This is a genomic window from Marinobacter sp. S0848L (assembly GCF_023016065.1).
In the GTDB taxonomy this organism is placed as follows: Bacteria; Pseudomonadota; Gammaproteobacteria; order Pseudomonadales; family Oleiphilaceae; genus Marinobacter.
Genome location: NZ_JALKAQ010000004.1, coordinates 69,184 through 88,651, shown reverse-complemented (window position 1 = coordinate 88,651; position 19,468 = coordinate 69,184). Strand labels below are relative to the sequence as shown.

Annotated in this window: 15 protein-coding genes; 8 read left to right on the top strand and 7 right to left on the bottom strand. The window is 54.2% G+C overall.

Annotated features, from left to right (window positions below; all coding sequences use genetic code 11):
- The first annotated feature begins 17 nt into the window (after positions 1 to 17).
- A complete protein-coding gene (locus tag MWU64_RS06880) occupies positions 18 to 842 on the top strand; it encodes a class I SAM-dependent methyltransferase (RefSeq protein ID WP_247062847.1) in 825 nt (274 codons plus the stop codon).
- Between the two features lie 30 nt (positions 843 to 872).
- Here MWU64_RS06880 and plsB read toward each other — a convergent pair whose 3' ends face one another.
- Positions 873 to 3,344, bottom strand: coding sequence for a glycerol-3-phosphate 1-O-acyltransferase PlsB (gene plsB / locus MWU64_RS06875; RefSeq protein ID WP_247062845.1), 2,472 nt, complete (start codon positions 3,342 to 3,344; stop codon positions 873 to 875).
- A gap of 136 nt (positions 3,345 to 3,480) precedes the next feature.
- On the opposite strand from plsB, the gene nudC reads away from it, so the two are divergent.
- Positions 3,481 to 4,308 (top strand): NAD(+) diphosphatase, encoded by an 828-nt coding sequence (gene nudC / locus MWU64_RS06870; RefSeq protein WP_247062836.1) that lies wholly within the window; start codon positions 3,481 to 3,483, stop codon positions 4,306 to 4,308.
- Positions 4,309 to 4,310: 2 nt separating this feature from the next.
- Entirely contained in the window at positions 4,311 to 5,141 is an 831-nt protein-coding gene (murI, locus tag MWU64_RS06865) for a glutamate racemase (protein WP_247062834.1), read from the top strand.
- Here murI and MWU64_RS06860 read toward each other — a convergent pair.
- From MWU64_RS06860 to MWU64_RS06850, 3 genes are all read right to left on the bottom strand, one after another.
- Complete coding sequence (locus MWU64_RS06860) at positions 5,133 to 6,140, bottom strand: DUF2156 domain-containing protein (RefSeq protein WP_247062832.1); 1,008 nt, start codon at positions 6,138 to 6,140, stop codon at positions 5,133 to 5,135. The genes murI and MWU64_RS06860 overlap by 9 nt on opposite strands.
- Positions 6,141 to 6,181: 41 nt before the next feature.
- Positions 6,182 to 6,835, bottom strand: a complete 654-nt coding sequence (locus tag MWU64_RS06855; protein WP_247062830.1) for a class I SAM-dependent methyltransferase — start codon at positions 6,833 to 6,835, stop codon at positions 6,182 to 6,184.
- Positions 6,836 to 7,047: 212 nt separating this feature from the next.
- On the bottom strand, positions 7,048 to 8,928 hold the full coding sequence (locus MWU64_RS06850; protein ID WP_247062828.1) for a bifunctional diguanylate cyclase/phosphodiesterase: 1,881 nt from the start codon (positions 8,926 to 8,928) through the stop codon (positions 7,048 to 7,050).
- 400 nt (positions 8,929 to 9,328) lie between these two features.
- Here MWU64_RS06850 and MWU64_RS06845 point away from each other — a divergent pair, with 400 nt between their 5' ends.
- From MWU64_RS06845 to MWU64_RS06835, 3 genes are all read left to right on the top strand, one after another.
- On the top strand, positions 9,329 to 10,867 hold the full coding sequence (locus MWU64_RS06845) for a fatty acyl-CoA reductase (protein ID WP_247062826.1): 1,539 nt from the start codon (positions 9,329 to 9,331) through the stop codon (positions 10,865 to 10,867).
- A gap of 216 nt (positions 10,868 to 11,083) precedes the next feature.
- Positions 11,084 to 13,033: an acetate--CoA ligase gene (gene acs / locus MWU64_RS06840; protein WP_247062824.1), complete on the top strand. Its 1,950-nt coding sequence runs from the start codon at positions 11,084 to 11,086 to the stop codon at positions 13,031 to 13,033.
- A 43-nt stretch (positions 13,034 to 13,076) separates the two neighbouring features.
- Positions 13,077 to 13,742 (top strand): response regulator transcription factor, encoded by a 666-nt coding sequence (locus MWU64_RS06835; RefSeq protein ID WP_247062822.1) that lies wholly within the window; start codon positions 13,077 to 13,079, stop codon positions 13,740 to 13,742.
- A gap of 55 nt (positions 13,743 to 13,797) precedes the next feature.
- Here MWU64_RS06835 and MWU64_RS06830 read toward each other — a convergent pair whose 3' ends face one another.
- A complete protein-coding gene (locus tag MWU64_RS06830) occupies positions 13,798 to 14,775 on the bottom strand; it encodes a D-2-hydroxyacid dehydrogenase (RefSeq protein WP_247062820.1) in 978 nt (325 codons plus the stop codon).
- 156 nt (positions 14,776 to 14,931) lie between these two features.
- Between MWU64_RS06830 and MWU64_RS06825 the strand changes: the two genes are divergently transcribed.
- Together MWU64_RS06825 and MWU64_RS06820 are read left to right on the top strand one after the other, a co-directional pair.
- The gene (locus tag MWU64_RS06825; protein ID WP_247062819.1) at positions 14,932 to 16,158 is read left to right on the top strand and encodes a pyridoxal phosphate-dependent aminotransferase; all 1,227 of its coding nucleotides are present in this window, start codon (positions 14,932 to 14,934) and stop codon (positions 16,156 to 16,158) included.
- A gap of 77 nt (positions 16,159 to 16,235) precedes the next feature.
- Positions 16,236 to 16,796, top strand: a complete 561-nt coding sequence (locus MWU64_RS06820) for a DUF1439 domain-containing protein (protein ID WP_247063224.1) — start codon at positions 16,236 to 16,238, stop codon at positions 16,794 to 16,796.
- An 83-nt stretch (positions 16,797 to 16,879) separates the two neighbouring features.
- Here the strand turns inward: MWU64_RS06820 and MWU64_RS06815 are convergent, their stop codons facing one another.
- On the bottom strand, positions 16,880 to 18,139 hold the full coding sequence (locus MWU64_RS06815; protein ID WP_247062818.1) for an aminotransferase class III-fold pyridoxal phosphate-dependent enzyme: 1,260 nt from the start codon (positions 18,137 to 18,139) through the stop codon (positions 16,880 to 16,882).
- Between the two features lie 44 nt (positions 18,140 to 18,183).
- Complete coding sequence (locus tag MWU64_RS06810; protein ID WP_247062817.1) at positions 18,184 to 19,338, bottom strand: isocitrate/isopropylmalate dehydrogenase family protein; 1,155 nt, start codon at positions 19,336 to 19,338, stop codon at positions 18,184 to 18,186.
- Between the last annotated feature and the right edge of the window lie 130 nt (positions 19,339 to 19,468).

Genomic DNA, 19,468 nt, shown 5'->3' with positions numbered 1-19,468 from the left:
CGCGGGAGTCCACTGCCATGGCTGATAGCTCACCCGCACTGCCCATTCCTCTCGAAGATACGGTTGCCGTTGGTTGCACCCCGTTAGGAGACAGCCACGGCGCCAAAGATCTTGCTGATCAACTAGGGCTGACCTGGCTGGGTGTGGTGAAGCCCAAACTGGTCAGAGACTTCCCTGCCTTGCTGATTATGGATGACCAGGGGTTGGCCCTTCAGTTAACCGGAAAGGCTGCTCCCGGGCCCGTCAGGGCCGAGTTTGTGACCGGCAAAATGGGTTATCGGCGCGAACATGGTGGAGGCACCGGTCAGTTGGTGGCCCGCGCGGTGGGTTTGCAAAAAACCAAAGCGGAGCTGCATGTGCTCGATGCCACCGCAGGTTTGGGGCAAGACGCGTTTGTATTGGCGGGGCTGGGCTGCACGGTAACGTTGTTTGAGCGCAATCCGGTTATTCATGCGTTGTTGGCAGATGGCCTCGCACGTGCTGCACTGAATACAGACTGTGCTGCTGTGGTTCAGCGTATGAATTTGCAGACCGGGAACTCCGTGGACTGGCTGCGAGAGGCCGGCAGCGACGTGGCGGACGTGGTGTATCTGGACCCTATGTTTCCGCACCGGGATAAATCGGCTCTGGTAAAGAAAGAAATGCAGGTGTTCCGGCAGGTGGTTGGCGATGACGACGATTCGGAACACTTGTTGGAAGCAGCGCTGGCGGCGGCTCGCTACCGGGTAGTCGTCAAACGGCCCCGTAAGGCACCGTCTGTAACCGGGCCGAAACCGGCAACGCAGGTGGAAGGGAAGAGCAGTCGTTACGATATTTATCCGCTAAAAGCCCTGCCGAGCTGATACGTGTTCAGCCCGGCCCGGGTTGACGGCTCAGGCATCCATCATGGTGATTTGCTGAATCGCCTGGCGTTTCTCAACACTCAGCACCAGACGCGCATCTTCTGCGACCTCATCCAGCCCCTCTCCGTAACACAGCCGGCCGTCTTCATCCGCAATGAGAACTTCGTTTTTCTGCATGTTGGCGATGAAGCTGCGGAACAGGGTTTTATCAAAAAATTCTGGCGCATTGAGGCCAAACAAGATCGACATTCGCTCAGCCAGCAGTGTGCTCTGTTCTTCCAGTTCGGCCGCAGTCAGTTTGCCTGAACCGTACTTGCGAAGGATGCCCAGAGCGATGTGGTAGCGCTCGAGGGTTTGTATGACAAAGCGCGACAGAATTCGCGCACGCAACATCGCCTCGGTGCCTTCTTCCGGACGGCTGAGCTTGTCGTCTTCAAGAGCCACAAGCAGCCCTTGCTGGATCAGCACATCTATCCACTCATGGATAATGTTTTCGATTTCGTCTTGTGAATACCGCAGGAAAAGCTCCGACTGCAGGTAAGGGTAGGCAACGCTTGCCAGGAAGACGATCTTCTCGCGACGCAGGCATGCCTTGTTCTCGAACAGGCTGACAATCAGCGCGGGAAGGGCAAACAGGTGCTGAATGTTGTTGCGGTAGTAGGTCATCAGGATGGCGTTGGAGCCTTCCAGCGAAATGATGTCACCGAGTTTCTGCGGTAAGCGGTTAATCAACCCCATACCCTCGCAGTAGGTCAGCCAGTCTCTGGCATCGCCTTCAGGTAAAGTTACGGTGTCGGCGTAAGGGAAAGCTTTGAGCATGCTGGCAAACTGATCCATCAGGCGCACCAGCTGACCTTCATCCATGGCCATGCGCTCGGTGCCCAGCAGAACAGTAGCAGTGATGCCTATCGGATTGACCGCCACCGCCGCATTGATGTTGCCCGCTACCCGCTGAGACAGCTCGGATACCGCGTCAGGGAGCCAGTCTGGCCGATACTCGGCATCGTAAGCTTCTTCGCGCCAGGTGCTGCGCACATCGTCCAGCACGTTAGCCAGCGGAATCGGGTCGCCGAAGTTCAAGGAAACCCGGCCAAACGAGTTGCTGAGCTTGCGGACGGTTTTGGCAAGGCCGAACACGCTTTCTTTTTGCTTCTTCTTGCCGCGCAACTCTCCGAGATAGGAGCGGCCTTCCATCACTTTCTCGTAGCCGATGTAGACGGGTACAAAAACAATGGGTTTGCGGTTGTCGCGCAGGAAACTGCGTACTGTCATCGACAGCATGCCGGGCCTTGGTGGCAACATGCGCCCGGTTCGGGAGCGCCCACCCTCCACAAAGTATTCAACCGAATACCCCCGGGTAAACATCACGTGCATGTACTCGTTGAACACCGTGGCGTACAACGGGTTGTCCTTGAAGCTTCGGCGCATGAAGAAGGCACCACCGCGGCGAAGGATCGGGCCGACGATGGGCATGTTTAAATTGATACCAGCGGCAATGTGGGGTGGCATCAATCCGTTTTTGTAGAGCGCATAGGACAACAGAAGATAATCGATGTGAGAGCGATGACAAGGCACATAAACAACCGAGCTGTCCTGTGCCACTTCTTTGGCTACCTGAATGTTGTTAACGGCAATGCCGTTGTAAATGCGGTTCCACAGCCATGCGAGCACCCGTTCCAGAAAGCGGATGGTCACAACGGACATGCTGGCGGCAATCTCATCGGCGTATTTGTAGGCTCGCGCACGAACTTTTTCAGGAGCCATGTCTTCTTTCGCGGCGGTTTCGCGTATGGCCTCTTTTACTGCGGGGGTGCGCAACAGGCCTTCCACAAGGGTACGGCGATGCGACAAATCAGGCCCCAGAACGGCTTGGCGTACCCGCCGGAAATGCGTGCGCAGAATGCGGCCCAGTTTGCGTCGGGCCTTTTCTTCGTTGTCGCGGTACTCATCGATTACTTTGTTGAGCGATAACGGCTGGTTGAATTGCACGTAAGTGTTGCGGCCATGAACCAGGATCAACAGCAGCTTTTGTAGGCGGCCGGCAACGGACCAGGTGTCAGAAAGCAGCAGCTTGACCAATGATTTCTCTTTGTCGGGAGATCGGCCCCAGAACAGGGATACAGGAACAATCTGTACGTCGTGTTCCGGATGTTTAACACCGAATTTGACCAGCTCACGGAATTCCTTGGTGGGTACAGGCTTTTGTCGGCCGCCCCGAAACAGGCCGCCCACGCGCTGATAAAGAAAAAAGAACGAATGGCTGGAGCTGTTTTTAACCGGCAGTTCAGGCGCAGGACCGGACAGTTTGGCCCGAATCACTTCTTGCTCCAGCACCAAACGACTTGATAGCGAGCTGTACTGCAGCACGTAGCACACCGGTTTTTCAGGATCGAGCCCGAGATCTTCCAGCGTGTTGCCGCTAACGTCTGTGCGAACCCATAAAAACAGGATTTTGCGGAAAAAACACAGGATCAGGCTGCGAACGCCCTGATAAAATCGCATAAGGTGTAACTCCGGACCTGGAAACAGTGGCCAAGTTTAACGGGTTGTCGCGAGGGCGAAAAGTCGTATAGACATTCTTGTCGGTGAATTCATTGTGTTACATTGCTGACCAGCGTTATATAAATAGGGGCTGACTATGGTGAATCACAGCGCGCAGTGGGTACCCGGTTGGAGTGATGATACGCCAAAGCAAGGTGATTTTTTGTTGGCGTTTTCCGGAAGCAGCATTTTAAAGCCGGGTAACGGATGGTTTTTGCGTTGGGGTGGCCCCGAAATGGGAGACAGCCGGCCTGAAGCATTGCCTCTAGGAACCTGGTGCGGACACCGGCTGTTTGTCAGCACCTTACCCGACACCGGGTTGCCAGGCTTAAGCACGGTAACGCTCAGAGACGCGATATTACAGACACCTGAGGCGCCGGTAGAGCTGCTTAGCACCGGGTTTCAGGTGTGGCAGTGGTTCCAGGACCATCGTTTTTGCGGGCGCTGCGGCGAAGCGACGCAAGCTCATCCACGTGAGCGTGCCCGTTGGTGTGGGCGATGCAACGTTCCTTGGTACCCCAGAATTTCACCGTGCGTGATCGTGGTTATCCGTCGCGATGACCGGTTTTTATTAGCTAAGTCGTCCCGGGTTACCCGTAACTTTTATAGCTTGATCGCGGGCTTTGTTGAGCCAGGTGAGAGCCTCGAGCAAGCGGTCGTTCGAGAAGTGAAAGAAGAAACTGGGCTGGATGTGGCGAACATTCGGTACCAGAACTCTCAGCCCTGGCCGTTTCCACACCAAATGATGATGGGCTTTTTTGCAGACTATCAAGGTGGAGATCTTGTGCTTCAGGAAGACGAGCTGGCGGATGCAGGCTGGTATACACCGGATGATCATCCACCGATCCCTCCCCTCACCACTATTTCAGGGCAGTTGATTCACGCCATGAAAGAGGAAATTGCCTCTGCCGGAGTGTCATCCTGACGATGAGCAAACGTAATCCCAGAGTGCTGGTGTTTGATTCGGGTGTCGGTGGTTTCAGTGTGGCTGCCTGTATTCATCGCACGTTGCCCGGCGCGGAACTACTGTACGTGGCCGACAACGCGGGGTTTCCCTATGGCGATCAGCCAGAGCAGGTAGTGATCGCCCGCTGCTGCTCCCTGATCGAGGCGTGCCTTCAAGAAAAACCGTGCGATGTCATCGTTATTGCCTGTAATACCGCTAGCACCGTTGTCTTGCCGCATCTAAGAGCGCGAACCGAGATCCCTGTGGTGGGCGTGGTCCCGGCAATCAAGCCGGCATCGCAGCGCACAGTGAACCGAAAAATCGGTGTTCTGGCCACCCCGGCTACCGTGAAGCGACCGTATCTGGACAAGCTTATCCGAGACTTTGCCAGTGACTGTGAGGTGGTCCGGTTGGGCGATCCCAACCTGGTGCGTTGGGCCGAAGAGTTGGTTTCCGGGCGGGAGCCGAATCAGCATCAGGTAAACGAGGCGATGCGTCCGTTACAACAAATCGGTGTGGACACCGTTGTCTTGGGCTGTACCCACTATCCTTTGTTGTTGCCTTGGTTGCGGGAAAGCATGCCGGATGTGGCGTCTTGGGTTGATTCGGGAGAGGCAATTGCTCGGCGGGTGGAGTATTTACTGAAACACGCTGACCGCATGCCGCTTTTAGACGGCCCCGGCGAGTTGTCCGGAGCAGCGGTGGGAACCGCTTGTTTTTCCGGCCCGGCCCCGGCTGGTATTGAGCGTTTCCTCGAGGGTATGGGAATGCCCGTTGCCGATGTGAAAAGTCACTGGCCCGGCTTAAAGTAACCGGGTCAGTTTGAACATCGCGAAGAATTCAAGCGCCGGAATGGCCCGTTTGTGACAGCAATAGGTCTTGAAGTTTTCGCCGCGAAAGCGGGACTTTGTAAACTCCAGGCCTTTGAAGTTGTATAAAAAGTTCCCTTTGTCGTAGATTCCGTGCATCAGCTTTTTCAACAGCCGGCTTTCCTGATGTTCGGTGGTTTTGTCCAGTGATAGAGGGATCAGACCCAAATCGATGAACGGAACCCCTTCTGCTTTAAAAACGTCCATGGCGTGGGCCATCAAGGTGTAGAAAATGCCTTGGCGGAAGTCTGCATTTGCCCGGGAGATGTTGGGCACGTAGCTGATGATTTCGTTGTTGCGGTAGATCGGATCAAAATAGATGAATCCGACCGCCTTGCCGTCTTGGTACGCGTAGAAGTGACGCTCGTTCTCACGGTAATCCATTTCCATCGGGCGAATCAGAAAACGGATTTCATTGCTTTTGCATTTGCGAGTGCGTATCCAGGCTTCGGATATTTCGCGGGTGTGGTCGTCGCTGTAGCGTTCTTTTACCGTGATTCCGTGCTTTTCTGCCTGATTCAGCGCGGTGCGCAATATTTGTTTTTTCTTGCCCGACAGGGACCATTTTTTGAGGTCGATCCGGGACTCGCTGCCAAACTGTGTGCCAAACATCCCGAAGCGCAAGTGAAGAAAATCCACGACGGCCTTGGATACCTGAACGTACGAGGCGTTTGGAAATTTCTGCTGGAACTGTTCAAGAATTACCGGGAAATCTTCCCGGGCCGCCACCGGGTCAGACAAAACGAAGGTGCCGCCCCATTTGCGCATGTAAGCAATGTACCCCACACCAGGTACATCGAAATATTGCATGCCGGGTTGTAGCGTGGAAAACGACTGAGAGTGCGCGCCGTGTTGCTTCAGGTAGCCCACGCGCTCTGAAAACGTGAATTGGCAACTTGCGTTCTCTTTGATGCCATCGAGTGCAAGAATTTGGTCTGACATAACACCACTCCCGTAACCTTTTTTTAACTTTGTTTGTAGGTTTAGGCTTTTTTCTGGCCCAGAATCGACCAGTAGCAATCCATGTTAAGAAGCTTGAAGTGCTTCTTTTCGTGCACCTGCAAGCCCAGACGCTGCATGTGTTCGGGATAGTTGTAAATCTTATGGAAAGCGTTGTTGGCGAATAGCCAGAACACGAACACGGCCATGTACCAATACAGTTTTTTGAAGGTGCGAGAGAAGATGTTTCCGGTGGGGTAGCAAAAATCGCCAACGACGATTTTGGCATCGGCTTTACCCAGGCTGATCAGATGTTCCAGAACTTTCACCATCATGTCTTCATCGAACACGTTCAGGAAAAAGTTGGCGACAACCATGTCGTATTGACCCAGCTCGTCCACTTTCATGATATCGCTGTGAATCCGGCGAATCGTCAGGTGAGGCGCTTCTGCGCTCAAGGCATCGCCAAATTTCCGAAGCATGGTCTCAGACAGGTCCACGACAGTTACATCGGCACCGAGTTCGGCAGCGCGAATGGCGTCACGACCATGGCCGACACCGGCAAATAAAACCCGGTCGCCTTTTTGAACGGTTTCAACATCCAGCATGGCGGTTTTGCAGTGATGAATGTTTTTGCCGCTGTAAAGATTGCTGAGAAAGTCGTAGACGGGACCAATATATTTGTATTTATCGCGCATGGTTACTGCCTTCTTTCTAGTCTCTGTTTGCCGCCACCTTTTTGTCGTTATTAACCGTTTAACGGTGATTCGGTGGCATGCGTGTATGAACAAGATTAGAGAAGGCGCTGAGCGAAATATGTGCAGTAGCGCGCATTTCTAGATACAAAAATTAACGAGCCGCAACGCTTTGCTAACCTCGTCAACCTTTATCATCCTAGTGTTTGACAATCCTAGTTATGAGGGCGGTGAACAAGACAGCGATCTTTGGCATTGAGTATTTTGCTGATTTCGGAAGCGGGTTGCGCGGGCCCGTAAAAGAACCCTTGTACTTGCTGACAGCCCAGTTTTTTTAGATAAGAAAGCTGTTCACCGGTTTCGACGCCTTCGGCGACGATCTCCAGTTTCAAACCATGCGCCATGGCAACGATTGCGTTCACAATGCACGCGCCTTCCTCTCCGCTGCGAATGGCTTTTACGAAGGACTGATCGACTTTCAGAGTATGAATGGGCAGTCGGTGTAAATAATTCAGGGACGAGTAACCGGTACCAAAATCGTCAATGGCGATGCGAATACCTGAACTGGCCAGGTCTTTGAACTTACTGCTGATTCGCTCCAGATCTTTCATGATCACATTTTCCGTGATTTCGATTTCCAGATTTTCTTTCGGAAATCCGTTGGCCTTGATGCGCTTCGTCAGCATCTCAACAAACCGTGGATGTTCCACCTGACTTGGTGAGAGATTGACCGCCAGCCGAAGGTCCGGATGCCCCGACGCTATCCAGTTACCCACCTCTTTGCAGGCATGGCTGAGGACCTTTTCGCTTAGCTTTGCGATCAAACCGGTTTCCTCCGCCAACGGCAAAAAATCGACCGGGTAAAGCAGACCGAGGGTAGGGTGCTGCCAGCGCACCAAGGCCTCCACGCCAACCATGCGGTGGGTTTTGGAGCACACCTGCGGCTGGTAATGAACCTGAAATTCCTCACGCTCCATGGCAAGCCTGAGATCACGCTCCATCCGCAACCGCTGGGTGGTTGTTGTACGCATGTTTTTAGAGTGGAACCGGTATCCGTCTTTGCCTCGAGCTTTGACGTAGTACATGGCGGCGTCTGCGCATTGCAGCAATTGTTCCATAGTTTGGCCGGCATCCGGGAACAGGGCGATACCGATGCTGGCACCCACGAACACCTCGTGATTTCCGAGCTGAAAAGGATTTTGGAGCGCAGCAATCAGCTTTTTGGCAACACTGCGTGCATCGTCTGTGCCGTGGATGACCGGAAGCAATATGGTGAACTCATCGCCGCCGAACCTAGACAGCGTATCGCCATGCCTCAGGCATTTTTCCATACGTTGGGTAACCGCTTGCAACAAGCGGTCGCCCATGGCGTGGCCCAAGGTGTTGTTGATGACTTTGAAACGATCAAGGTCCAGAAACATGACAGCCAGTTTGTGATGGTTGCGGCGAGCATGAGCCGCTGCCAACTCCAGCCGGTCTTTAAACAGGGCGCGGTTGGGCAGGCGGGTTAACGGGTCGTGATAGGTTTGAAAGTTTATAAACGCTTCGGCTTCTTTTCGGTCGGTGACATCTCGCGCTGTGCCGTAGTACCGGGCGAGTTGCGGGATGCAGCCGGATAAAGACTCATCGCTGTGGGGCCAGCTTTGGGGTTCAATGGGAAAGGCTGTGATCTCGAAGTGGCGTGTAGCCGTCTTCTGGCCTTTGACTTTCAGCAGAACTTCCAGTGAGCGAGGGTTATCGGCGCTGATGTTAGGTCCGCGAACCGCGTAGGCACCGCGTGCGACATCCTGCTCGTCGAGAATGTATCGGAAGTGTTGGCCGCAGAGTTCCGCCGGTGAGTAGCCCAACAGGCTTTCTACTTTGTTGTTGATAAAACAGAAGCGGCCGGCCTCGTCCAGCATAAAAACAATGTCGGGAGAGTTGTTGACGATGTATCGATGCAGCGCTTCCGATTTTTCGAGCCGGGACTGAATAGCAACGTGAGACTGGATCAGCGGGTGTTTTCGTATCGCTGTTTCGACCAGGGTTAAGAGTTCATCAGGTGCGCTTGGTGTCCGGATATGACCCAGAACTTCCTCAATCAAATTGGTTTTCATGTCCACGTTTCCGTTGTGTCGTCGCCAGTTTTATCGTTGTTTTGAGTAATGTGCAGAGCTGGCATGCCATCTGGAGCACCGCATCAAGAGATACGTGACGAGATGTTCATTTTTGTTTGAATTCGAGCTTAGACAATATCTTCGGATTATTAAATGCTTAGTGAGGTCTATTTAAGCGGTTTGTTAGCAGGAATGTGATGTGATTGGTTTTTCTACACATCGGCAGCCGTTTTTGAGAGGCGGAAAACAAAACAAGCGCAGGTTTGTATGTTAAGTATGCAGTGGGTCACCCGCTTGTCATACTGAATGTGCAAACATTGTACGAAAATAAAAAGCAAAGCATGGCCCGGTATCCGGGATGCTTGACCCGGTAACCGGTTGGAGACAAGGAGTGAAGAAAATGACGAACGAGCAGGCTGCGGCAGATATAGCGACGTCTAAGGTGTTGAGACAGCTGAAAGGGAAGCGGGTGCTGATTACAGGCACCTCGGGTTTTCTAGGCAAAGTGGTTCTGGAAAAGCTCATCCGGACTGTACCCGAGATTGGTGGCGTGTATCTGTTGATTCGAGCGAACCGGAAACACGCGGATGCTCGCAGCCGCTTTCTGGCAGAGATTGCGACTTCGTCGGTATTTGACCGTCTGCGCGAACAGGATGCGGAGGCTTTCGAGTCGTTCCTTTCCGATAAGGTTCATTGCATTACCGGGGAAGTCACCGAGTCTGCATTTGGAATCGGGCAGCAGGCATTTCAGAAGCTGGCAGACGATCTGGATGCGGTCATCAACTCTGCGGCCAGTGTGAATTTCCAGGAAGCGCTGGATCAGGCGCTGACGATCAACACGCTGTGTCTGGACAATATCGCCGAGTTGGCGCGATTGAATTCGCAGCTTGCGGTATTACAGGTGTCGACCTGTTATGTAAACGGTATGAATAGCGGGCAGGTTAGCGAATCCATCATCAAGCCGGCTAAAAAGCCGATACCTCGGTCTGAACATGGCTATTACGAAGTTGAGGATTTGATAGCGACCCTCCAAAGCAAAATTGCTGATGAGCGAAGCCGTTTCAAGGGTAAGGCGCTGGAGAAACGCCTGGTTGAGTTAGGGCTTCGGGAAGCGCGCCGCTATGGCTGGAGTGATACTTATACTTTTACCAAGTGGATGGGTGAGCAGCTGTTGCTTAAGGCTCTCAAGGGGCGAAGCCTGACCATTGTCCGGCCTTCTATTATCGAAAGCGCGCTTGAAGAGCCGGCTGCCGGCTGGATAGAAGGGGTGAAGGTTGCTGATGCAATTATTCTTGCGTATGCCCGCGAGAAAGTGTCGCTGTTCCCGGGCAACCGTTCAGGTGTCATTGATGTCATTCCCGTGGATCTGGTGGCTAACTCCATCATTCTTGCTCTGGCCGAAGCCCTGGCCGAGCCGGGCGCCCAAAGGATTTACCAATGCTGCAGCGGCAGCTCCAACCCGGTTACCATTGGCGAGTTCATTGACCATCTGCTTGCCGAGGCGAAAGCGAATTATGCCGCTTACGATCATCTCTTCTACCGAAAACCCTCCAAACCGTTTCTGGCAGTCAATCGAACTTTGTTCGGGCTGGTGGTGAGCGGTGTACGCTTGCCCCTGAGTTTGACCAACGGGGTGCTCAAACGTTTGGGCAGCCGGGCCGATCTGAAGTGGTTGAGAAATCTGGAGACTACCCAATCGCTGGCGACGATCTTCGGATTTTACACCGCACCAAACTATATTTTCTGCAATGATAAATTACTTGCGTTGGCTGAGCGTTCCGGTGCTGTGGACCAGGGCCTGTTCCCGGTCGACGCCCGTGCGGTGGACTGGCAAACCTACCTGCGGAAAATTCATTTGGCCGGGCTCAATCGATACGCACTGAAGCCGCGAAAGGCCCGGCGGGTGAAATCGAAACAGCAGACCAAACGCGCAGCGTGAGCGCCCTAGAACATTCGAGTGTTACTCGAATGTTGCTTCCCCCGCTATTCGTACGCAGGACGATCGTCTAATTTATTTTGGACGTTCGTCTAATTCAATGTGTGGTGATTCGCATGGTGAACTACGTGCATCTACATTTTTTGAATGCGGCACAGCGTTCCACCCGCCTTGAAACGACATTTGATAACGATAAAAACTCTCAGCAAGGGGAAGACGATGACAGATAAAAAGGTGTATCCGGTTCAACCCGATATCGCGAAAAACGCTTTGGTGACGGCCGAGCAATACGAGCAAATGTATCGCCAGTCTGTTGAAAACCCGGACGAATTCTGGGGCGAACACGGTAAGCGTATTGACTGGATCAAACCGTTCACCAAGGTGAAAAACAGCACCTACGATTACAATAACCTTTCTATAAAATGGTTCGAAGATGGCGTTTTGAACGCCTCGGCTAACTGTCTCGATCGCCACCTTGCCGACCGCGGCGACCAGACGGCAATTATTTTTGAAGGCGACGATCCTTCGGTTTCACGCAATGTGACCTACCGGGAGCTGCACGAAGAAGTATGTAAATTTGCCAACGTGCTGAAAGATCAGGGCGTTAAGAAAGGCGATGTTGTTACTATCTACATGCCAATGATCGTGGAAACGGCCGTTGCGATGCTGGCTTGTGCCCGTATTGGTGCGATCCATTCTGTGGTGTTTGGTGGTTTCTCCCCCGAGGCGGTTGCTGCCCGTGTGGTTAATGGTAAATCCCGTTTTGTTGTGACCGCCGATGAAGGTTTGCGTGGTGGTCGTGCCATTCCGCTGAAAAAGAACGTTGATGCGGCGCTGAATCACGAAAGCGAAGCCAAGGTAGAGCGAGTTATCGTGGTGACTCGCACAGGTAACGACCAGGTGCCCTGGACCGAAGGGCGAGATGTTCGTTACGAAGACTTGATGGCCAAAGCGTCGAGCGAGTGCGAGCCTGAACCCATGAATGCGGAAGATCCGTTGTTCATGCTGTATACCTCCGGCTCTACCGGTGCCCCGAAAGGCGTGCTGCACACCACTGGTGGGTACATGGTGTATGCCTCCATGACCCATCAGTATGTATTTGATTATCATGATGGCGATGTTTATTGGTGTACGGCGGACTTTGGTTGGGTTACCGGCCACAGCTATATCCTGTACGGCCCCCTGGCAAACGGTGCGATTACCCTGCTGTTTGAAGGTGTGCCTAACTATCCAGACAGTTCACGGATGGGGCAGGTCGTCGATAAGCATAAAGTTAATATTCTATATACGGCACCTACCGCGATTCGTGCACTGATGGCCGAAGGCGCATCGTGCATGGATGGTACAACCCGCGACAGCTTACGTGTGCTGGGCTCGGTAGGTGAGCCAATTAACCCTGAGGCGTGGGAGTGGTACCACCGGGTTATTGGCAACAGTAAGTGCCCGATTGTGGACACCTGGTGGCAAACGGAAACCGGCGGCATTCTCATCGCGCCACTGCCGGGCGCGGTTGACTTGAAACCGGGTTCAGCCACGCGGCCTTTCTTCGGTGTTCAGCCTGCTTTGGTCGATAATGACGGTAATCTGTTGGAAGGGGCCGCCGAGGGTAACCTGGTGATTCTGGATAGCTGGCCCGGACAGATGCGCACCATTTTTGGTGACCATGAGCGATTCATCCAGACCTATTTCAGCACCTATAAAGGGATGTACTTCACCGGTGACGGTGCGCGCCGGGACGAGGATGGCGATTACTGGATCACGGGTCGGGTTGATGACGTTCTGAACGTCTCCGGCCACCGCCTGGGTACCGCCGAGGTTGAAAGTGCGCTGGTCGCCCATGATAAAGTGGCCGAAGCTGCAGTCGTGGGCTACCCCCATGAAATTAAAGGACAGGGCATCTACGTGTACGTTACCCTGATACAGGGTGAAGAGCCGTCGGATGAGCTGAAGAAAGAACTGGTTCAGTGGGTGCGTAAGGAAATCGGGCCGATTGCGTCCCCGGATGTGATCCAGTGGGCCCCCGGGCTTCCGAAAACGCGATCCGGCAAGATTATGCGCCGAATATTGCGTAAGATTGCAGCCAATGAACATGACCAGCTGGGGGACACCTCCACGCTGGCCGATCCAAGCGTAGTGGATGAACTGATTGGCAGCCGGGCGTCGAATTAATCGGCCGTATCTGCCAGCCTATAACCTGTGAGGAATGTGTGGAATGACACAAACAATTATCGTCGCTGATGACCACCCTTTGTTTCGAGCAGCCTTGAAACAAGCGGTCAACCAAGCGGTGCCAGATGCAAACACAGTCGAAGTGGACAGCATCAAGGCATTACAGGCGGCGGTAGAGGCCAACCCCGATGCTGACCTGATCTTGCTGGACCTGAATATGCCGGGCGCTCATGGCTATTCGGGGCTGGTGTTCATGCGTGGTCAGTATCCGGGATTGCCCGTGGTGGTTGTGTCTGGCTCTGAAGACTTGCAGGTTATGCGCCGTTCAGTGGACTACGGAGCATCTGGTTTTATCCCGAAAAGCGCGCCTCTGCCGACCATCACCGAAGGTATCCAGGCGGTTCTTGAAGGTGACGTATGGTTGCCGGAGGGCGTGGCCGATAAGATTGAACGCATGCAATCCGAGCCTACGGATTTTTCGGAGCGTTTGGCGTCCCTGACACCCCAGCAGTTCCGGGTGTTGGGTATGTTGGCGGAAGGGCTGCTGAACAAGCAGATTGCCTACGATCTGGATGTGTCAGAAGCCACCATTAAAGCTCACATTACAGCCGTATTTCGTAAACTGGGTGTGCGTAACCGCACCCAAGCGGTTATTGCCATCCAGCAAATGGAAATTGATCCTTCGGAGCAGTCGCTCTCTGGCGGTTGATAGCGGGTTGTTGAAAAATGGATAAGAAACGGGAGCCCGCGGGCTCCCGTTTTGTTTAGCCTGCGTAACCCAGTTTTTTGTTCACCAGATTGAATAGTTCCCCGCCCTGTGACCATCGCTTGAAATTGTCGAGAAACTGCTCGGTCAGCGCCTGATTCCAGCCAATGAAATCGCCCGCCATATGCGCGGTCATAATGACATTTTCCCGAGCCCAGAGCGGATGATCTTCCGGTAGTGGCTCTTCTTCGAAAACATCCAGTGCCGCTCCGGCAATTTCTCCATTATCCAATGCTTTGATCAGGGCCTTGGTATTCACGATCGGCCCACGACCGATATTGATCAGACGAGCTGATGGTTTCATGGAGGCAAACGCTTTGGCGTCAAACAGCCCTTCGGTCTGCGGAGTCAGCGGGGCGGCAATCACCACAAAGTCTGCCTGTTCAAGTTGTTCATAAAGCGCATCGTTGCTGTGTACCGCATCGAAATCCGGGTCGGATTCCCGAGCCGTTCTGGCAATTCCGTGGGGGTGCATGCCAATCGCTCTGACCAAACGGCCGATTTGACGGCCGATGGAGCCGGCACCCACCACCAATACTTGTTTGCCTTCGGCGCGCTCGGTATCGCGGTGTTTCCATTGGCGCTTAGCTTGAAGCCTGAGCGATTCGGGAAAGTCTTTGGCAAACATTAAAATGGTGCACAGCACGTACTCGGCGATGGTGCGGTCGAAAATGCCGCGAGCGTTGGTCACCGTAACCTCACTGTCGATAAGGGCAGGGAACATGAGCGCATCGACACCGGCGCTGGTAGCGTGAATCCACTGCAGACGATCGGCCGAAGGCCAGGCGGCTTCCAGTGCTTCGGTACGGAAGTCTGTCACCATCATCACGTCGGTGCCGGGCAGGGTTTCTCTCAGAGATTGTTCATCGCAGGCGAAACGTACTTCGGCCTGATCTTTAAGAGGCTCAATGCCCGGCGGCGTGGGATCATCCGGGGCGGTGAGCACGGTCACAACCGGTTTTCGGGACTTTGTCATATCAGCTCCAAAAGGGGTTGGCAGTCTGTTCATTTATGATTACACAGTCTGGTTGCCAGCAAGGACTTGGTCAAATCCATCGCTGTACTTGTAGACCCGGGGCTTCGTGCTACGCTCGAGGTAAGCCTTTATTCCCCGACGTGCAAGGAGGTGGACATGACGGAACCGTTGAACAAGGGTGTAGGCCCAGCTGCGTCTCGCAAGATGAAGTACCGGAAAGCGAAGGCCAGCTGGAATCCCGCAATGCAGGCCATTCCTGTATCCGGTATTCGTAAACTGGTGAATATGGCCTCCACCATGAAAGATGTCATCCATCTTTCCATTGGGCAGCCGGACCAACCCACACCGCCGCACATTATAGAGGCATATGTAGATGCGCTAAACGCCGGGCAAACCGGCTACACCATGGATGCCGGGCTGCCTGAACTTCTGGTTGCGCTGCGCGATTATTACGGTAAGCGGTATAACCGCAAGCTCACCCGGGACAACATCCTGATTACCAGCGGTGCGACCGAGGCTTTGTATTTGGCCATCTCGGCAACGTCAGCACCGGGCCGGCAGTTCCTGGTGACAGATCCTTCGTTCCTGCTATATGCGCCGCTGATTCGGATGACGGGCGGTGAAGTGAAGTACATCCCCACATACGCAGAAAACAATCACCAGCTTGATCCCGATGATGTCATCAAGGCCATGGGTTCCCGCACCTTTGCGCTGGTGCTGAATAACCCGAACAACCCCACCGGGGCGGTTTATCCGCGCAGTACGGTAGAGACCATTCTGGAGGAGTGTGCGTACCGGGGCATTCAGGTTTACGCCGATGAAGTCTATGACCATATGCTGTTTGATGACGACGATTTTGCCAGCGTGCTCAGTTGCGCGGTCGATCTCGACAACATCATGTGCATCAGCAGCTTCTCGAAAACCTACAGTATGGCGGGTTTGCGAGTGGGTTGGGTTATCTCAAGTCAGGCGGCCATAAAATCGTTACGGCGTTACCATATGTTTACGACGTCGGTCGCCAACACTCCGGCTCAGTTTGCTGGAGTTGCAGCGCTGACAGCGGAGCAGCATTGCGTTCAGGATATGGTGAGCATTTATCGCGAGCGCCGGGATAATATCGTTAAATTGATCGATCGCACGCCGCACCTGACCGGATACAAGCCGGGGGGTGCCTTCTATGCCTTCCCCAATTTGCCGCCCCATGTGGACGGCTCCGATGTGGCGTTGCGGATGCTGAAAGAAACCGGCGTCTGCGTGGTGCCGGGGGATGCCTTCGGTGACCATTGCACCAATGCGCTGAGGTTCAGTTTCTCGCTCACGTGCGAGCGGATGAATGAAGCCTTCGACCGCATTATTCCCTGGATGGCGAAACAGAAATTCTGATACAGGACTGTAAGTTGTCAGCTCCCGGGAGATCCCGCACTATAGGAGTCTTCCGAGGAGACTGACTAATGAAAGACATGCTGAAACCGATTGTGCGTTTAACGCTGATGTTTGCCGTCGTTCTGGCAAGCGGATGTGCCAGTTTTTCCCCGTACTCCATTACCGAAGGTGAAGTGGAACAGCACTTGAAGAATGCGGTGGCTAAATACGATCGCGAACAGCTTCAAAGCGGCTCTCCGCTTAGTCTTAGTTTGACGGATGCGGACATTACTCTGGGCCCCGATGGCCGCGATGTCGCGATTATTGATTTGAAGGGGCAGGTTGCCCTGAATGCACTTTTGGCCAAGCTGCCGGTAGATCTTGCCCTTAAAGTAGAGGGCGCACCGGTTTATGACAGCCAAGAGAAAGCGGTGTACATACGCCGCTTGCAGCTTTTGGAAAGCTCCATTGACTCGCCGTTCTTCAAAGGGGACCTGGGGCCAGTGACAGACTCTGTCATGAGGGTGGTGGCCCAGATGCTGGAAACCATGCCAGTGTACCGGTTGGATGAGACAAGCACCGCCCAGCGCTTGTTAGGTGTGGTGCCAATGGATATTCGGGTTGCCCGCGGTCGATTGGAACTGGTTATGGCGGAGTAAAACTCCGCGTTGACAACAACACCATAAGAAAAAGGTCCGGATGAACGAGTGTCATCCGGACCTTTTCTGTTTGGACAGCCTGATCACGCCGTTGCTTTCAACGCCTCTTCAAAGATACGAGTGGCTTCGTCGATCTGCTCCTGATTGACGATTAGTGGTGGGAGCCAGCGCACGATTTCCTGATAGGGACCGCAGCGTAACATCAGCAAACCGCGTTTCTCGCACTCTTTGAGAAGGTTGCCGGCACGCTCACCGTCCGGGGCATCGCCGCGGCGCATTTCCACACCCAGCATCAGGCCCATGCCTCGAATGTCCGCCATGTCCGGGTAATCTTTCTTTAGCGATTCCAGATTGCTGCGCAGGCGCTTACCCATGCGCTCCGCGTTATCGACAAGGCCTTCCTCTTTGATCACATCAATGGTGGCGATGGCGGCTGCCGCTGAAACCGTGTTGCCGCCGTAGGTGCCGCCTTGAGAGCCAGGCCAGCCTTTGGCCATGGTTTCTTCTGATGCGGCCAGCGCGGAGATAGGGAAGCCGCTGGCTAGGCCTTTGGCGATCAGGATGGCATCGGGCGTGACCCCGAAGTGATCGTGAGCCCAGAACTTGCCGCTGCGGCCGAAGCCGGCCTGCACTTCATCAAACACCAGCAAAATGCCGTGTTTGTCGCAGCGTTCTCTCAGTCCTTGCATGAACCGGGTGTTCGCCGGAACGTAACCGCCTTCGCCCTGAACGGGTTCAATGAACATGGCGGCCGTTTCTTTGGGCGCTGAATAAGTAACAAAAATTCGGTCCAGCTCACGCAAACAAAAATCAGTGGCTTCCTCTTCGCTCCAGCCGTAGTGGAACGCGTGCGGGAAGGGAGCAACAACAACGCCGCTCATCATCGGGCTGACACCGGCTCGCAAGCCGACGCTCGATGTGGTGAGTGAAAGCGAGCCCATGGTGCGGCCATGAAAACCACCGTGGAATACGATGATGTTTGGCCGTTCTGTAGCCTGGCGCACCAAGCGAATAGCCCCCTCGACAGCCTCGGTACCGGCATTGGAAAAGAAAAAAGCATTCAAAGGGTCGGGTGTCAGTTCGCCCAGTTTTTCGGCAAGCTCTGGTAATCGAGGATTCATGACCGTTGTTGCCTGGGCGTGAACCATAGTGGCCACTTGTTTCTGGGCAGCCTCCACCACTTTCGGGTGGCAATGCCCGGTACTGGTTACCCCGATACCGGATGTGAAATCCAGATAGCGTCGGCCTTCCGGGTCAATAATATAAGCACCTTCGCCTTTGGCGGCAGTGACACCTGTGGCTTGTTTCAGCAAAGGGGACAGCTTGCCCTTATGGTCGGTCATTGATTACCTCCCGGAATGAATTTGGAAACTCACTAGCAGCCTAGTCACGAGGTTAGACGTTTACAAATGGCGTCTTTGATTTCCTGAGTGTCGCGTTGTTCGGAGCCTTTTTCGGCAAGGTCGGCCGCTACGGCGTCGAACAGTTCCTTACCTGCGACGGCGAGTGCCGAGTCTTTTTGCCCCAGCCATTCCAGCATGCGCGCTGTGGTGAACAGCATCGCGGTGGGGTCGGCAATGCCCTTGCCGGCAATGTCGGGGGCGCTGCCGTGAGTCGGTTCGAACATGGATGGCAGGTGTGTGTCTGTCGGGTTCAGGTTGCAGGACGGCGCAACGCCCATGCCCCCCGACAGCACGGCGGCCAGGTCAGTCAGAATGTCGCCCTGCAAGTTGCTGGCAACCACCACGTCGAATGCCCAAGGGCACTGAACGAATTTCATGCAGGCTGCGTCCACCAGTTCGTGATGGGTTGCGACATCCGGGTAATCTTTGCTGACGGCCTCGAAGACTTCGGTATACAAATCCCCCCAGTGTCTCAGGGCATTGCGTTTGGTGATTACGCACACCTGACTTTCGCAGGTGTTGCCGTCCAGCGTTCTGAACGTTCGGGCGCGCCCTTGTTGAGAGCGTTCGGCAGCGCGCTTGCGGGCTTGCTCAAAACCGTAACGGATAATGCGTTCGGTGGCACGGTGCGTGAACACTTCCATCTGAGTGGCGACTTCGTCGGGTGTTCCTTTGCGTAGCCGACCGCCCTGGCCAACGTATTCGCCTTCGCTGTTTTCCCGAATCACCAGCATGTCGATGTCTTTGGCACGGTCGTCTTTCAGATACTGGCGTGCGCCGGGTAAGAGCCGGGCTGGTCGTTCGCAAACCCATTGGTCAAAACCTTTGCGCATCTCGAGAAGTGGCGAAAGGGAGACGCTGTCAGATAATAAATAGCGGTCAGGATCGTTAATCGGGCCGGGGTCGCCTAATGCGCCTAACAGAATGGCGTCGTAGGCCTTGAGTTGCGCCAGCGCATCGGCGGGCCAGCTTTCTCCGTGTTCTTCGTGCCAGGCATGAGACGGCCATGGGAAACGTGTCCATTCCAGTGCCAGTTGGTGTTTGGCGCGCAACGCTTCCAGACAATGTATAGCAGCTGCGACAACCTCGGGGCCAATGCCGTCTCCGGGGGTAACTGCGATGCGGGTGGTTTGGGTCATTCCCGAACCTCCTGAACGGTGTGGGGTAAGCGGATTCAACAACCCCAGTGTAGCCCTGAAGCGGCTATATGCCAGTTATGGGAAGCCAGGAAATCAACGCTCTGTTGTGCCGTGTGACAGATGCTGGTTA

What these genes read in the sequence shown, in the direction of transcription:
- MWU64_RS06880 (WP_247062847.1), top strand. Translation starts at nt 18, where the DNA reads ATGGCTGATAGCTCACCCGCACTGCCCATTCCTCTCGAAGATACGGTT.
- plsB (WP_247062845.1), bottom strand. Translation starts at nt 3,344, where the DNA reads ATGCGATTTTATCAGGGCGTTCGCAGCCTGATCCTGTGTTTTTTCCGC.
- nudC (WP_247062836.1), top strand. Translation starts at nt 3,481, where the DNA reads ATGGTGAATCACAGCGCGCAGTGGGTACCCGGTTGGAGTGATGATACG.
- murI (WP_247062834.1), top strand. Translation starts at nt 4,311, where the DNA reads ATGAGCAAACGTAATCCCAGAGTGCTGGTGTTTGATTCGGGTGTCGGT.
- MWU64_RS06860 (WP_247062832.1), bottom strand. Translation starts at nt 6,140, where the DNA reads ATGTCAGACCAAATTCTTGCACTCGATGGCATCAAAGAGAACGCAAGT.
- MWU64_RS06855 (WP_247062830.1), bottom strand. Translation starts at nt 6,835, where the DNA reads ATGCGCGATAAATACAAATATATTGGTCCCGTCTACGACTTTCTCAGC.
- MWU64_RS06850 (WP_247062828.1), bottom strand. Translation starts at nt 8,928, where the DNA reads ATGAAAACCAATTTGATTGAGGAAGTTCTGGGTCATATCCGGACACCA.
- MWU64_RS06845 (WP_247062826.1), top strand. Translation starts at nt 9,329, where the DNA reads ATGACGAACGAGCAGGCTGCGGCAGATATAGCGACGTCTAAGGTGTTG.
- acs (WP_247062824.1), top strand. Translation starts at nt 11,084, where the DNA reads ATGACAGATAAAAAGGTGTATCCGGTTCAACCCGATATCGCGAAAAAC.
- MWU64_RS06835 (WP_247062822.1), top strand. Translation starts at nt 13,077, where the DNA reads ATGACACAAACAATTATCGTCGCTGATGACCACCCTTTGTTTCGAGCA.
- MWU64_RS06830 (WP_247062820.1), bottom strand. Translation starts at nt 14,775, where the DNA reads ATGACAAAGTCCCGAAAACCGGTTGTGACCGTGCTCACCGCCCCGGAT.
- MWU64_RS06825 (WP_247062819.1), top strand. Translation starts at nt 14,932, where the DNA reads ATGACGGAACCGTTGAACAAGGGTGTAGGCCCAGCTGCGTCTCGCAAG.
- MWU64_RS06820 (WP_247063224.1), top strand. Translation starts at nt 16,236, where the DNA reads ATGCTGAAACCGATTGTGCGTTTAACGCTGATGTTTGCCGTCGTTCTG.
- MWU64_RS06815 (WP_247062818.1), bottom strand. Translation starts at nt 18,139, where the DNA reads ATGACCGACCATAAGGGCAAGCTGTCCCCTTTGCTGAAACAAGCCACA.
- MWU64_RS06810 (WP_247062817.1), bottom strand. Translation starts at nt 19,338, where the DNA reads ATGACCCAAACCACCCGCATCGCAGTTACCCCCGGAGACGGCATTGGC.